Below are 12,953 nucleotides of genomic sequence, written 5' to 3'. Positions count from 1 at the left end.
TCCCGGTCATCCGAAAGAGGACATCACCGGTCGCCGCGCGGGCGACCCGCCGCCCACCGGCCGGGACCTACGCTCCGGCGCATGAGGGTCCGCGAGCGCATCTGGCCGGGCCTGGACGCGCGCGGCATCGGCCTGGAGGCGCTGCTCGCCGGGCTGGCCGTGGTGCTCACCGCGAGCGACTTCGGCACGATCGCGCCCCCGGAGCTGGGCCTGGTCGCCGCCGCGGTCGCCACCGGGCTGATGGCGCTCACCCTGCTCCTCTTCCGCCGGAGCCGGCCGGCGGTCCCCTTCGCGGTCTGCGTCGTCTCGACCGCGCTCGGCTTGTCCCCCACCGCGCCGTGGCTGGTCGCCAGCTACGCCGTCGGCCGCTACAGCGGCTCCTGGTGGGTGCGCGGCGGCGCCGGGTTCGCCGGGGCCGTCGCGATCGCCGTGGCCGCGGACCCCATCACCGTCGGCGGCTGGACGATCGTCGTCGCCGTCACCGGGGTGATCGTCGCCCTCCCCGCCGCGCTGGGGATCTGGCAGCGCACCCGGGAGCAGCTGCTGCGCGTGCTGCAGGAGCGCGCCGAGCGGGCCGAGGCCGAGCGGGAGCTGGCCGCCCGCGACGCCGTCCTGTCCGAGCGGACCAGGATCGCCCGGGAGATGCACGACGCCGTCGGGCACCGGGTGAGCCTGATGGTGCTGCAGGCCGGCGCGATCGAGCTCGCCGCGCGCGACGCGGAGCGGGTCGAGCAGCTGGCCGGGCAGGTGCAGAGCGCCGGACGGCGGGCACTGGCCGAGCTGCGCCAGATGGTCGGCGTGCTCCGCGCCGGGGACGTCGACGACGAGGCGCCGCTGGGCCCGCAGCCCGGCCTGGAGGACCTCCCCCGGCTGGTCGACCAAGCGCGGGAGGCGGGGATGGACGTGGCCCTCACCAGCCCGGCCGACCCCGCGCCCGAGCCGGCCGTCGATCCGGCTGTGGGCCGGGCCGCCTACCGGATCGCGCAGGAGGCGCTGACCAACGCCGGCAAGCACGCCCCCGGCGCGCGGGTGCAGCTGACCGTCGAGCGCGGGCCGGAGCAACTGCGGCTGCGGGTGGTCAACGGCGCACCGACCCGCCCACCGCAGCCGGTGGACGGTGACGGGTACGGCCTGGTGGGGTTGGGTGAGCGGGTGCGCACCCTCGGCGGCCGGCTCACGGCCGAGCCCCGGCTGGACGGCGGCTTCTGCATCGACGCGGAGCTGCCGGCGTGACCGGGCCCGACGTCCGGGTGCTGCTCGTGGACGACGAGGAGCTGGTGCGCTTCGGCCTGCGCACCGTGCTGGAGTCCTCGGGCGGCTTCGAGGTCGTCGGCGAGGCCGGCGACGGCGCCGCAGGGGTGCGGGCGGCCCGGGAGCTGCGGCCGGACGTGGTCCTGATCGACATCCGGATGCCGGTGCTGGACGGGCTCGCGGCGACCGAGCAGATCCTGGCCCTGCCCCAGCCGCCGCAGGTCGCCGTGCTCACCACCTTCCACCAGGACGAGTACGTGTACGCCGCGCTCGCCGCCGGCGCGGCCGGCTTCCTGCTCAAGGACACCCCGCCCCGGGAGATCGCGGCCGCGGTGCGCGCGGTCGCCGACGGGACGGCGACGCTCTCCCCGGCCGTGACCGCGACGCTCATCGACTCCTACGTGCACCGCCGGACCGCGCCCCGACGGGCCGAGGCGCTGCGCCGGGTGGCGGCGCTGACCGACCGGGAGCGGGAGGTGCTGGCGCTGCTGGGCAGGGGCGACTCCAACGCCGAGGTCGCCGGGCGGCTGTTCGTCAGCGAGGCGACGGTGAAGACCTACGTCTCCCGGTTGCTCACCAAGCTCGACCTGGCCAACCGCACCCAGGCGGCGATCCTCGCCCACGAGGCCGGCCTGCTGGAGCCCTGACCCGCGACTCCTGCGGAGTGGTCACCGGAACTGGACGGTTGGTCCGTGACCGTCGCCCGCCACCGTGCGTGAGCGGGAGGAGCGGCCGGGGCATGCTGTTCGGCCGGCCCGCCGCGGCCGACGTCCCTGTCGACGCCGGTCAGTCGGTGGACCGCCGGGACCGGACGCCGCGGATCACCAACACCGCCCCCACCACGAGGAACCCGGTGGCGGCGCCCAACCGGCCAGCGCGGTCGGGCACGCCCACGCTCCACAGCGCCAGCTCGGCGCTCATCAGCAGCAGGAGCAGGCCGAACGTCGTCCGGTCGCGGAACGCGGGCGCCGCCGTCCCGTCCGATCCCCGCACCCCGGACACGACGAGCAGTGCCCCGGCGAGGACCAGCAGCAGCGCGCCGATCGACCGCGGTGCGCTCAGCGCCTCCTCGGCGGCCACCCAGGCGAGCAGCGCGACGCCGGCCACCGCGAACCCCGCGCCGGTCAGCACGAGGTCGGTGCGCCGGCTCATGCGGAAGTAGGGGGTGCGCGCCATCGCGACTGCCTCTCTCGATCACCGGGAACGGACGACCGACAGCCTGTCAGGTCCCGACCGCCCCGCGGTGGGCCCCCGGTCGCCGTCGTGCGCCGGTCGTCGGTCCCCGGGCGGGGAACGCACGCCCGGCGCACGACGGTGGGGATCAGCTCTGGGACGCCACCAGGGTCGGGTAGTCGGTGTAGCCCTCGGCGCCGGCCGCGTAGAACAGCGCCGCGTTCGGCTCGTTCTCCGGGTGCTCGCCCTGCCAGCGCTCGACCAGGTCGGGGTTGGCGATCGCGGCCCGGCCGACGGCGACGGCCTCGGCGTGCGCCGCCTCGATCAGGGCGACCGCCTCGGCGCGGGTGGTCACGGTGCCGAAGCCGCTGTTGGCGACCAGCGGGCCGCCGAAGCGGCGGCGCAGCTCCTGGACCAGGTCACCGGCCGGCTCGGCGTGCAGGATCGACAGGTAGGCCAGGCCCAGCGGCGCCAGCTGGTCGACCAGGGTGCCGTAGGTGGCCAGGACGTCGCCCCGGTCGGTCTCCAGCGCGTCCTGGATGTTGTGCTCCGGGGAGATCCGCAGGCCGACCCTGCCCGCACCGACCGCCTCGGCGACGGCGGTGACCACCTCGACGACGAAGCGGGCGCGGTTCTCCGGTGTGCCGCCGTAGACGTCGTCGCGCTGGTTGGACGCCGGCGAGAGGAACTCGTGCAGCAGGTAGCCGTTGGCGCCGTGCACCTCCACGCCGTCCAGGCCGGCGTCGATCGCGCGCCGGGCGGCGGCGACGAAGTCGTCGCGGACCTGCGCGCCCTCCTCGGTGGTGAGGGCGTGCGGCACCGGGTAGGGCTGCTTGCCCTTCTCGGTGTGACCCGCGCCGTTGATCGCGATCGCGCTGGGCGCCTCGACCCGGCGCCCGCCGTTCACGTCGGGGTGGGTGACCCGGCCACCGTGCATGAGCTGCAGGACGATCCGCCCGCCGCGGGCGTGCACCGCCTCCGCGACGCGCGCCCAGCCGGCGGCCTGCTCGTCGGTGACGATGCCGGGCTGGCCGACGAAGGCCTGCGACTCGAACCGCGGGTAGGTGCCCTCGGTGATGATCAGGCCGATCGAGGCGCGCTGGGCGTAGTGCTCGACGAGCAGGTCGTTCGGGACGCCGGAGGCACCGGCGCGCATACGGGTCAGCGGGGCCATCACGACGCGGTTGGCGAGCTCGAGGTCACCGAGCGTCACGGGGGAGAACAGGTCCATGCCGTGCACAAGGTGGTTGCGCACGACGACCATTCCGGCCCGGGCTCGACTGCGGCGAGGCTCACTCCGCCGTCAGCGCCGCCGCAGCCGCCCGACGCGCCGCACCCGGAACACCGCGGCCCGACCCGGCGCTGAGGCCTGCCAGATCCCCACCGTCACGAGGAGTTCCCATTGGCCCGGACCTGGTTCATCACCGGCGCATCGCGCGGTTTCGGCAAGGAGTGGTCGATCGCGGCCCTCGAACGCGGCGACCGGGTGGCCGCGACCGCGCGCGACACCGCATCGCTGGAGGACCTGGTGCAGCAGTACGGCGACCGGGTGCTGCCGATCCGGCTCGACGTCGACGACCGGGACGCCGCGTTCGCCGCCGTCCGGCGGGCCCACGACCACTTCGGCTCCCTGGACGTCGTGGTCAACAACGCCGGCTACGGCCAGTTCGGGATGATCGAGGAGATCTCCGAGGCCGAGGCCCGCGCGCAGTTCGAGACCAACGTCTTCGGCGCGCTGTGGGTGACCCAGGCCGCCCTGCCGTTCCTGCGTGCGCAGGGCTCGGGGCACGTCCTGCAGGTGTCGAGCATCGGCGGGATCTCGGCGTTCCCGAACATCGGCATCTACAACGCCTCGAAGTGGGCGCTGGAGGCGATGACCCAGTCACTGGCCGCGGAGGTCGCCGACTTCGGCATCAAGGTCACCCTCATCGAGCCCGGCGGCTACTCCACCGACTGGGGCGGCGCCTCGGCGAAGCACGCCACCCCGAACCCGGCCTACGACCAGTTCCGCGAGAAGGCCGCCGAGCAGCGCCGCCAGCGCCTGGGCGGCACGCCGGGCGACCCGACCGCCACCCGGGCCGCCGTCCTGGCCCTCGTCGACGCGGAGGACCCGCCGCTGCGGATCTTCTTCGGCGAGGCACCGCTGGCCATCGCGACCGCGGACTACGAGTCCCGGCTCGCCGAGTGGCGCGAGTGGGACGCGGTCTCCAAGGCCGCACACGGTGGCGCCCGGGGCTGAGCGGGGCCGCTCGACGCGCTCGGCGGGACGTCGGGCATGGTGCTGACGTGAACGCCGAGCGCACCGACCGCCGTCCGCACCGGCTGCGCGAGGTGGCCGCCACCCGCCGTGGCTACGTGCTGGCCTGGTGGGGGTTCACCGTCACGTTCGCGGCACTGCGGCTGCTCACCTGGCTGATCCGCGTCGACGTGGCGGGGCTGGGGGACGTCGAGGTCGGCGGCACCCACCTGCACCACTACCTCTGGGGCATCCTGCTGCTGGCCGTCGTCGGCGGTGCGGCGATCGGGGACCGGTCGAACCGGGTCCGGGCGGGGCTCGGGCTGCTCTACGGCGTCGCGCTGGCCCTGATCGTGGACGAGGCCGCGCTGCTCATCCAGCTCGAGGACGTCTACTGGGACACCTTCGGCTGGGTCAGCGTGGGCCTGGCCGTGCTGGTGATCGGGGCGGCCGGCAGCGTGCTCGCGGTGACCCGGTCCCCGCGGGAACCCGGTCGCTGAGCCGGCCGGGGCTCAGGAGGCCAGCACGGCCTCCCGCTCGGCGGCGCCGGTCAGCGCGGCATAGCGACCGCCGCGGGCGAGCAGCTCCTCGTGGGTGCCCTGCTCGACCACCCGGCCCTGCGCGAGCACCGCGATCAGGTCGGCGTCCCGCACGGTGGAGAGCCGGTGCGCGATGGTGATGGTCGTGCGTCCGTGGCTGACCTCGTCCAGCGCCGTCTGCACCGCGCGTTCGGTGGCGTTGTCCAGCGCGCTGGTCGCCTCGTCGAGCACCAGCACCCGCGGGTCGCGCAGGAGCGTGCGGGCGATCGCCAGGCGCTGCTTCTCCCCGCCGGAGAACCGGTGCCCGCGGGCGCCGACCACGGTGTCGTAGCCGGCCGGCAGCGCGGCGATGACCTCGTGCACCTGGGCCCGCCGGGCGGCGTCGACCAGCTCGGCGTCGGTGGCGTCGGGCTTGGCGTGCCGCAGGTTCTCGGCCACCGTGCCGTGCAGCAGGTAGGTCTCCTGGGCGACGACGCCGACGGTGCGGGCCAGGTCGGCCAGCGTCACGTCGCGGACGTCGATGCCGTCGATGGTCACCCGGCCGGTGGTCGGGTCGTTGAGCCGCGCGACCAGGGAGGCCAGCGTGCTCTTGCCCGACCCGGTCTCCCCCACCAGCGCCAGCGTCGCGCCGGCCGGCACGGCCAGGTCGACGTCGGTCAGCGCGTCGCGGTGCCCGTCGGCGTAGCGGAAGCCGACGTGCTCGAACCGCACCTCGCCGCGGACGTCGCCCAGCGGCACCGGGTGCGCCGGGTCGTCGATGTCGACCGGCAGGTCCAGGTACTCGAACACCCGGCTGAACAGCGCCATCGAGGCGGTCAGCGAGACGCCGATGTCGAGCAGGCCCATCAACGGCCGGAAGAGCGCGCCCTGCAGCGTGGTGAAGGCGACCAGCGTGCCGATCGTCATCCCCCCGGACGTCGCAGGCAGGCCCGCGGCCAGGTAGATCAGCGCCGGGATGCCGGCGAAGACGATGCTCATCGTGGCCATCCGCCACCGGCCGGCCAGCTGGGAGCGGACCTCCAGGGCGACCAGGTCGTCGGAGGTGGTGGCGAACCGGGCCGACTGCGCGGGCCCGGCGCCGAGGGTCTTGCCCAGCAGCACGCCGCTGACGCTGAGCCCCTCCTCCACCTGGGAGTGCAGGTCGGCGAGGTGGCGCTGCCGCTGCGCCGTGATGGTGCGGCGCATCCGGGCGACCTTGCGGGTGAGCCAGATCGCCGGCGGCAGCACGATCAGCGACAGCAACGACAGCCGCCAGCTCAGCGCGACCATCGCGATCGCCGTACCGACGACCGTGGTGGCATTGGCGGCGAAGGACGTGGCGGTGGAGGTGACCACCGACTGCATGCCACCGATGTCGTTGGTCAGCCGCGACTGGACCTCGCCGCCCTTGGTGCGGGTGAAGAAGCCCAGCGACTGGCGCTGCAGGTGGGTGAAGACCGATGTCCGCAGGCCGTGCATGACGTGCTGGCCGACGGTGGTGGACAGCCAGGTCTGCAGCACGCCGAGGACGGCGGTCACCGCCGCGACGCCGATCATGCCGACGACCGCCCAGACCAGCAGCGGGACGTCCTGCTCGGGGATGGCCTCGTCGATGACCAGCCGGATGAGGAACGGAGTGGCCAGCGCGATGGCGGAGCTGGCCACGATGAGCGCGACCACGGTGGCGAGTTGCGCGCGGTACGGGCGGAACAGCCCGGCCACCCGGGACCACCGGACGGGCGAGCGCTCCAGCTGCGCGCGGTCGGCCGGGTCGGGCCGCCCGCCGGGGCGCCCGCCTCCCCGGCCGGACTGGAAGGTGTCGTCGATGGCGACCACCCCTCTCTCGAAGGTTGCTGAGGTTACCTCATGGTGTGGTAACCGCACACCCCCCCGGTACTGTTTCCGGCATGCGCGACGGCGGGACGGCGACCCTGGGCGACCTGCTCATGCGGGTCGCGCGCACGCTGCGCCGCCGGTTCACCGCCACGCTGGCGCCCTGGGACCTGTCCCCGCACCAGGCCCGCGCGCTGCGCGTCGTCTGCTCGCGGGACGGCGTCCGGCTCTCCGAGCTCGCCGACGCGCTGCGCATCGCCCCCCGCTCGGCGACGGAGGTCGCCGACGGCCTGGCCGAGCGCGGGCTCGTCGAGCGCACCGCCGACCCGCGAGACCGGCGCGCCGTGGTGCTGGTGGCCACCCACGTCGGCCGCACGGTGCAGCGCGAGGTCGACGAGGCGCGAGCCGCCGACTCCACCGAGCTGTTCGGCCGGCTCTCCGCCGAGGACCGGGCGACGCTGGAACGGATCCTGCGCCAGCTCACCGACTGATGGGGCTGCCGGGCCCGACCAGCTGCCCCGGCCGCGCGCACAGGTCTCGACCGATCGGTGCCCCGTGCGCCACGATCAGGCGATGACAGAGTCGTCAGCACTGGCAGGCTGGACGTCCGAGGACTTCACCGACGCCGGCATCACCCACACCCTGTTCTCGCGCGGCTCCGGCCCGGGGGTCTTGCTGCTGCCGGAGGTCCCCGGCATGACGCCCGAGGTGATGGGGCTGGCCGACCACCTGGTCGAGGCCGGCTTCACCGTCACCGCGATCTCGCTGTTCGGCGAACCCGGCCGGCCGCTCTCCCCCGGGTACGCCCTCGGGTCGACGGCGCGAACCTGCCTCACCCGCGAGTTCCGCACCCTCGCCAGGCGCGCCGAGCGCCCGGTGGCCGGCTACGTCCGCGCGGTCGCCCGCCGGCTGCACGACCGCCTCGGCGGGCCGGGCGTCGGGGTGGTCGGCACGGGCATCAGCGGCGGGCTCGCGCTCGCGGCCGCCACCGAACCGGTGGTGCTCGCACCGGTGGCCAGCCACCCGTCGCTGCCCTTCGGCGTCACGCCCGGACGGCGGGGCGACCTGGGGGTGTCCGACGAGGAGCGGGACGCCGTCATCGAGCGGGTGCACGGCGAGGGGTTGCGCCTGCTGGGCCTCCGGTTCAGCGAGGACAAGGCCTGCCCGCCCGACCGCTTCCGCGCCCTGCGCGCCGCCTTCGGCGACGGCTGGCTGCCGATCGTGATCAGCTCCCGCGCCGGCAACCCCGCCGGCATCGGCAGGACCGCGCACCGGGTGCTGACCCACCCCCAGGCCGAGGAACCCGGCCACCCCACCAGCGACGCCCGGGCCGACGCCGTCGCCTTCCTCCGCGACCGACTCACCGGCGCCGGCACTCCCGTGCACGCCGGTGGCGGCCTGCGCAACGCGCTGCTGGACCCACCGGGACAGCCGCGGGCAGCAGGCTGACCTACTCCGGCAGGTAGAGGCAGAACGGGTGGCCGGCCGGGTCGAGGTGCACCCGGACGTGCTCCTGCGGCTGGAACGCGGCCGGCGTGGCGCCCAGCGACCGGGCGAACGCGCTGGCCGCGTCCAGGTCGTCGACGGCGATGTCCAGGTGCGACTGCATCGGGGGGTCGCCGGGACCGGCGGGCCAGACCGGCGGCACGTGGTCCGGCTCCAGCTGGAAGCTGAGCGCCGGGCCACCCGGGCGCAGCGTCACCCACTCCGGGTCGTCGGTGCCGATCGGCCAGTCGAGCAAGGCGGCGTAGAACCGGGCCAGCCCACGGGGGTCCGGGGTGTCGAGCACCGTGGCGGTCAGCGTCATCCGCGGGCGGTCTGCCATGCACCGACGCTAGCCAGCCGCACCGACGGAACGACAGCCGTCGGCCGTCCCGCGCCTGCCGCGGCGTTCATCGGGAGGAGTCTTCCGGCCGCGGTACCTCACCGCTAAGGTTTCTCGGCATGAGCGGGCGCCGGGTACGCATCGGGATCGACACCGGGGGCACGTTCACCGACGTCGTCGCCGTCGACGAGGCGACCGGTGAGGTCGCCACCACCAAGACGCCGAGCACCCCGGCCGACCCGGCCGAGGGGTTCCTCGCCGGCGTGCAGAAGGTGCTCGGCCAGCTCGGCCTGGACGGCTCGGCGGTCACCGCGGTCAGCCACGGGACGACGGTCGCCACCAACCAGCTGCTCGAGGGCAAGCTCGACCGGATCGGGTTCATCACCACCGAGGGCTACGAGTCGGTGCTGGAGATCGCCCGGCAGTCGGTGCCCGACGGCTACGGCAACAGCTACTTCTGGGTCAAGCCGCCGCGGATCGTCCCGGCCGACCTGGTCCGCACGGTGCACGGCCGGCTCGACGTCACCGGCGCCGAGGTGCGGCCCTTCGACCGGGACGACGCCGTCGCCGCCGCCCGCTTCTTCCGGGACGCCGGCATCACCACCATCGGCGTCTGCTTCCTGCACGCCTACGCGAACGACGCGCACGAGCAGGCGATGCTCGACGTGCTCCACGTGGAACACCCCGACGCCGTCGTCTCGATCAGCTCGCAGGTGCTGCGGGAGTACCGCGAGTACGAGCGGTCGGTGACCACGCTGGTCGACGCCGCGGTGAAGCCCCGGGTCGGCGCCTACGTCACCAACATCCGCCGCCGGCTCGACGAGATCGCCCCCGGCGTGCCGTTCTACGTGATGAAGAGCAACGGCGGCGTGCTGAGCGCGTCGGAGGTGGTGCACCAGCCGATCACCACGATGCTCTCCGGCCCCGCCGCCGGTGCCCTGGGTGCCGCGCTCATCGCCGGCACCGCCGGTTTCGACCGGGTGCTCACCTGCGACGGCGGCGGCACCTCCACCGACGTCACCGTGGTGATCGACGGAGAGCCCACGCTGACCACCGAGGGCTCGGTGGGCGACTACCCGTCCAAGATCCCGATGATCGACGTCGTGACCGTCGGCGCCGGCGGCGGCTCGATCGCCTGGCTGTCACCGGAGGGCACGCTCAAGGTGGGGCCGAAGTCGGCCGGCGCCGACCCGGGGCCGATCTGCTACGACAACGGCGGCGAGCAGCCGACCGTCACCGACGCGCACGTCGTCCTCGGCCGGATCCCCCCGCACCTGCTGGGTGGTGAGATCCCGCTGTCGGTCGACGCCGCGCGCGCCGGGCTGGAGCGACTCGGCGGGGAGCTGGGCCTGTCGGTCGAGCGCGCCGCCACCGGGATCCTGGAGATCTCGGCGTGGAACCAGGCCAACGCGCTGCGCCAGGTCACCGTCGCCCGTGGCCTCGACGTCCGCGACTTCACCCTCACCACCTTCGGCGGCTCCGGCTCGCTGCTGGCCTGCCGGCTGATGGACGTCCTCGGCCTGCCGCGCACCCTGGTGCCGCCGAACCCGGGCAACGTGAGCGCCTTCGGGCTGCTGACCGTCGACGTCCGCAACGACTACGTGCAGACGATGGTCGCCCGGCACGCCGACGTCGCCCCGGCCACGCTGGCCACCGCCTTCGCCGACCTCGAGGGCCAGGCCGGGGTCGCCCTGGACGGCGAGGGCTTCCCGCGCGACGAGCAGCGCATGCAGCGCACCGCCGACCTGCGCTACGTCGGGCAGGCGTTCGAGGTGCGGGTGCCGGTCGGTGAGGGCGAGCTCGACGCGGCGGCGATCGAGGCGGTGGCCACCGCCTTCCACGCCGCCCACCGCCAACTGTACGGCTACGACTTCGCCGACGACCCGCGCCAGGCCGTGGAGTGGGTGAACCTGCGGGTCAGCGGTGTCGGCCCGATCCGCCGTCCGGAGATCGTCGAGCCGGCGCCGACCGGCCGGGACTCGCGCCGGGGCACCCGGCCGGTGTTCTTCGACGAGTGGGTCGAGGCGCCGCTGCACTGGCGGCCGGACCTCTCCCCCGGCGACGTCGTGGCCGGGCCCGCGGTGATCGAGGAGTTCGGCTCCACCGTCCCGGTGCACCCCGGGTTCCTCGCCACCGTCGACCGCTTCGGGAACCTGCTGCTCACGAAGGAGACCACCCGATGAACCGCCAGAATGGCCATTTTGGCGGCACTGACGCCGCCGACCCGGTGCTGGTCGAGATCGTCGCCGGCACGCTGGCGGCGATCGAGAAGGAGGTCGAGACCTCCATCGGCAGGACGTCGAGATCCCCCATGATCCGCGACGCGCACGACTTCCGGGCCGGCATCCACGACCGCCAGCTGCGCAAGCTCACCGGCCGGTCGTACTCGGCGCTGGTGCACCCGGTGGTCCGCGACCACCCGATCGAGACCATGCACCCCGGCGACGTCTTCTTCCACAACGACGTCTACCTCTCCGAGGGCGGGATCGGCCACCTGCCCGACCTGTGCGTCACGGTGCCGGTGTTCGCCGCGGCGGCCGACGGCACCCCCGAGGTGGTCGCGTTCATCCAGGCCTTCGGCCACCACGACGACATCGGCGGCGCGGTGCCGGGCTCGATGCCGTCGGCGGCGACCAGCGTGTTCGAGGAGGGCCTGATGGTCCCCCCGATCAAGCTGTGGGACCGCGGCGTCCGCAACGACGCGGCGCTGACGATCATGACCCGCAACTCGCGGATGCCCGACTCGCTCGCCGCCGACCTCGACGCCGAGTGCTCCGCCTGCCTGGCCGGCGCGCGCCGGCTGGGCGAGCTGTTCGACCGGTACGGGGTGGCCGCGGTCGAGTCCTGCTTCGAGGCGATCCTGAGCAGCTCGACCGAGGTCTACCGCCGCGAGATCCTGTCCCAGATCCCCGACGGCTCCTACGTGTGGGAGGACTACGCCGAGCACGACGGCGTGGAGGAGCCGCAGCTGCACCGGCAGCGGATCACGCTGACCATGGACTCCAGCAAGGACGTCCCGCTGGTCATCGACTTCACCGGCACCGGGCCGCAGGCCAAGGGCCCGATCAACCACTGCGGCGACTACGCCGACGGCAACTTCCTGAAGAAGTGGCTCGCCCCGATCCTGCGCAACCTCGCCGAGAGCCCCGAGCGGATGGCCGAGCTCGACGTCAACGAGGGCGTCGTGCCGCTGATCGAGATGCGGTTCCCGGAGAAGGGCACCCTGCTCACCCCGATCTTCCCGGCGCCCACCAACGCCCGGACGTTCGTCATCCTGCGGCTGCTCGGCGTGCTGGCCGGGGTGCTGGCCAAGGCCACCGGCGGCCGGATGCCCGCCGACCAGGAGACGATCCGCTACACCGGCGTCTACGGCACCGACGCCAACGGCGAGCCGTACCTGATGCGCGAGGTGCTCGGCGGCGGCTCGGGCGGGCGGTACTACGCCGACGGCGAGGACACCATCCACGTCGTCCCGGACTCCCGGAACCTGCCGACGGAGTTCACCGAGTCGCGCTTCCCGCTGCGGATCGAGCGGCTGGCGCTGGCGAAGGACTCCGGTGGCCCGGGCCGCTACCGCGGTGGCTGCGGCTACGAGAAGGACATCCGGGTGCTGCGCGACGCGCACTTCATGTCCATCGCCGACCGCTCGATCCTGTCCTGCTGGGGCGTCAACGGCGGCAAGGCCGGGCGGCCGTTCTCCATCACCGTCGACCCGGGCGGTCCCGACGAGCACGAGGTCGACGCGCTGGCCGACGCCGAGCCGCTGAAGGCCGGCACCGTCGTCCGGGTGCGGACGACGGGCGGTGGCGGCTGGGGCGACCCGCTGGACCGGCCGGTCGAGGAGGTGCTGCGCGACATCGCGTGGCGGAAGGTCAGCGTCGAGGGCGCCCGCCGCGACTACGGGGTGGTCGTCCGGGAGGACGGCACCGCCGACGAGGCCGCCACCGGAGAACTGCGTGCCGCGATGCGGGCGGACCGCCCGGAGACCGAGCCGTTCTTCGACCGGGGACCGGGCTACGCGCTGCTCGCCGGCGGCGCGGCCTACAACGAGTTCGACCTGCTCTGACGGCGCCACCCGGCGCGGTCGTGCGCTGCCCACCGCGGGTGGGCAGCGCAC

The 12,953-nt window shown here is 74.3% G+C and carries 12 protein-coding genes; 8 read left to right on the top strand and 4 right to left on the bottom strand.

The genetic code is table 11. From position 1 onward, the window contains the following. The first annotated feature begins 81 nt into the window (after positions 1-81). Together ACI79Y_RS16670 and ACI79Y_RS16665 are read left to right on the top strand one after the other, a co-directional pair. Positions 82-1,233 carry a sensor histidine kinase gene (locus ACI79Y_RS16670; protein ID WP_457159563.1) on the top strand — a complete coding sequence of 384 codons (1,152 nt, stop codon included), beginning with the start codon at positions 82-84 and terminating at the stop codon, positions 1,231-1,233. Continuing rightward, entirely contained in the window at positions 1,230-1,898 is a 669-nt protein-coding gene (locus ACI79Y_RS16665; protein WP_457159562.1) for a response regulator transcription factor, read from the top strand. Before ACI79Y_RS16670 ends, ACI79Y_RS16665 begins: the two co-directional genes overlap by 4 nt. A gap of 139 nt (positions 1,899-2,037) precedes the next feature. Here ACI79Y_RS16665 and ACI79Y_RS16660 read toward each other — a convergent pair whose 3' ends face one another. After that, a complete protein-coding gene (locus ACI79Y_RS16660; protein ID WP_457159561.1) occupies positions 2,038-2,427 on the bottom strand; it encodes a hypothetical protein in 390 nt (129 codons plus the stop codon). A 145-nt stretch (positions 2,428-2,572) separates the two neighbouring features. Further along, entirely contained in the window at positions 2,573-3,679 is a 1,107-nt protein-coding gene (locus ACI79Y_RS16655; protein WP_457159560.1) for an alkene reductase, read from the bottom strand. Between the two features lie 147 nt (positions 3,680-3,826). On the opposite strand from ACI79Y_RS16655, the gene ACI79Y_RS16650 reads away from it, so the two are divergent. Continuing rightward, positions 3,827-4,663 (top strand): SDR family oxidoreductase, encoded by an 837-nt coding sequence (locus ACI79Y_RS16650; RefSeq protein WP_457159559.1) that lies wholly within the window; start codon positions 3,827-3,829, stop codon positions 4,661-4,663. Between the two features lie 47 nt (positions 4,664-4,710). Next, positions 4,711-5,160: a hypothetical protein gene (locus tag ACI79Y_RS16645; protein ID WP_457159558.1), complete on the top strand. Its 450-nt coding sequence runs from the start codon at positions 4,711-4,713 to the stop codon at positions 5,158-5,160. 12 nt (positions 5,161-5,172) lie between these two features. Here the strand turns inward: ACI79Y_RS16645 and ACI79Y_RS16640 are convergent, their stop codons facing one another. Further along, positions 5,173-7,014 carry an ABC transporter ATP-binding protein gene (locus ACI79Y_RS16640; RefSeq protein WP_457159557.1) on the bottom strand — a complete coding sequence of 614 codons (1,842 nt, stop codon included), beginning with the start codon at positions 7,012-7,014 and terminating at the stop codon, positions 5,173-5,175. A 71-nt stretch (positions 7,015-7,085) separates the two neighbouring features. Here ACI79Y_RS16640 and ACI79Y_RS16635 point away from each other — a divergent pair, with 71 nt between their 5' ends. Together ACI79Y_RS16635 and ACI79Y_RS16630 are read left to right on the top strand one after the other, a co-directional pair. After that, positions 7,086-7,502, top strand: a complete 417-nt coding sequence (locus ACI79Y_RS16635; protein WP_457159556.1) for a MarR family winged helix-turn-helix transcriptional regulator — start codon at positions 7,086-7,088, stop codon at positions 7,500-7,502. Positions 7,503-7,584: 82 nt separating this feature from the next. Further along, entirely contained in the window at positions 7,585-8,460 is an 876-nt protein-coding gene (locus ACI79Y_RS16630) for a dienelactone hydrolase family protein (RefSeq protein ID WP_457159555.1), read from the top strand. A 1-nt stretch (position 8,461) separates the two neighbouring features. On the opposite strand, the gene ACI79Y_RS16625 is transcribed toward ACI79Y_RS16630, so the two are convergent. Next, positions 8,462-8,836 carry a VOC family protein gene (locus tag ACI79Y_RS16625; RefSeq protein ID WP_457159554.1) on the bottom strand — a complete coding sequence of 125 codons (375 nt, stop codon included), beginning with the start codon at positions 8,834-8,836 and terminating at the stop codon, positions 8,462-8,464. 119 nt (positions 8,837-8,955) lie between these two features. Here ACI79Y_RS16625 and ACI79Y_RS16620 point away from each other — a divergent pair, with 119 nt between their 5' ends. Both ACI79Y_RS16620 and ACI79Y_RS16615 read left to right on the top strand, forming a co-directional pair. Continuing rightward, positions 8,956-11,019 carry a hydantoinase/oxoprolinase family protein gene (locus tag ACI79Y_RS16620; protein WP_457159553.1) on the top strand — a complete coding sequence of 688 codons (2,064 nt, stop codon included), beginning with the start codon at positions 8,956-8,958 and terminating at the stop codon, positions 11,017-11,019. Next, on the top strand, positions 11,016-12,902 hold the full coding sequence (locus ACI79Y_RS16615) for a hydantoinase B/oxoprolinase family protein (protein WP_457159552.1): 1,887 nt from the start codon (positions 11,016-11,018) through the stop codon (positions 12,900-12,902). Before ACI79Y_RS16620 ends, ACI79Y_RS16615 begins: the two co-directional genes overlap by 4 nt. Positions 12,903-12,953 lie beyond the last annotated feature (51 nt).

Source organism: Modestobacter sp. SYSU DS0875, assembly GCF_054050915.1.
This window is presented reverse-complemented; position numbering and strand designations above follow the sequence as displayed.

Excerpts from the sequence above, each read along its gene's own strand:
- ACI79Y_RS16670 (WP_457159563.1), top strand. The coding sequence starts at position 82 with ATGAGGGTCCGCGAGCGCATCTGGCCGGGCCTGGACGCGCGCGGCATC.
- ACI79Y_RS16660 (WP_457159561.1), bottom strand. The coding sequence starts at position 2,427 with ATGGCGCGCACCCCCTACTTCCGCATGAGCCGGCGCACCGACCTCGTG.
- ACI79Y_RS16635 (WP_457159556.1), top strand. The coding sequence starts at position 7,086 with ATGCGCGACGGCGGGACGGCGACCCTGGGCGACCTGCTCATGCGGGTC.
- ACI79Y_RS16630 (WP_457159555.1), top strand. The coding sequence starts at position 7,585 with ATGACAGAGTCGTCAGCACTGGCAGGCTGGACGTCCGAGGACTTCACC.
- ACI79Y_RS16625 (WP_457159554.1), bottom strand. The coding sequence starts at position 8,836 with ATGGCAGACCGCCCGCGGATGACGCTGACCGCCACGGTGCTCGACACC.
- ACI79Y_RS16620 (WP_457159553.1), top strand. The coding sequence starts at position 8,956 with ATGAGCGGGCGCCGGGTACGCATCGGGATCGACACCGGGGGCACGTTC.
- ACI79Y_RS16615 (WP_457159552.1), top strand. The coding sequence starts at position 11,016 with ATGAACCGCCAGAATGGCCATTTTGGCGGCACTGACGCCGCCGACCCG.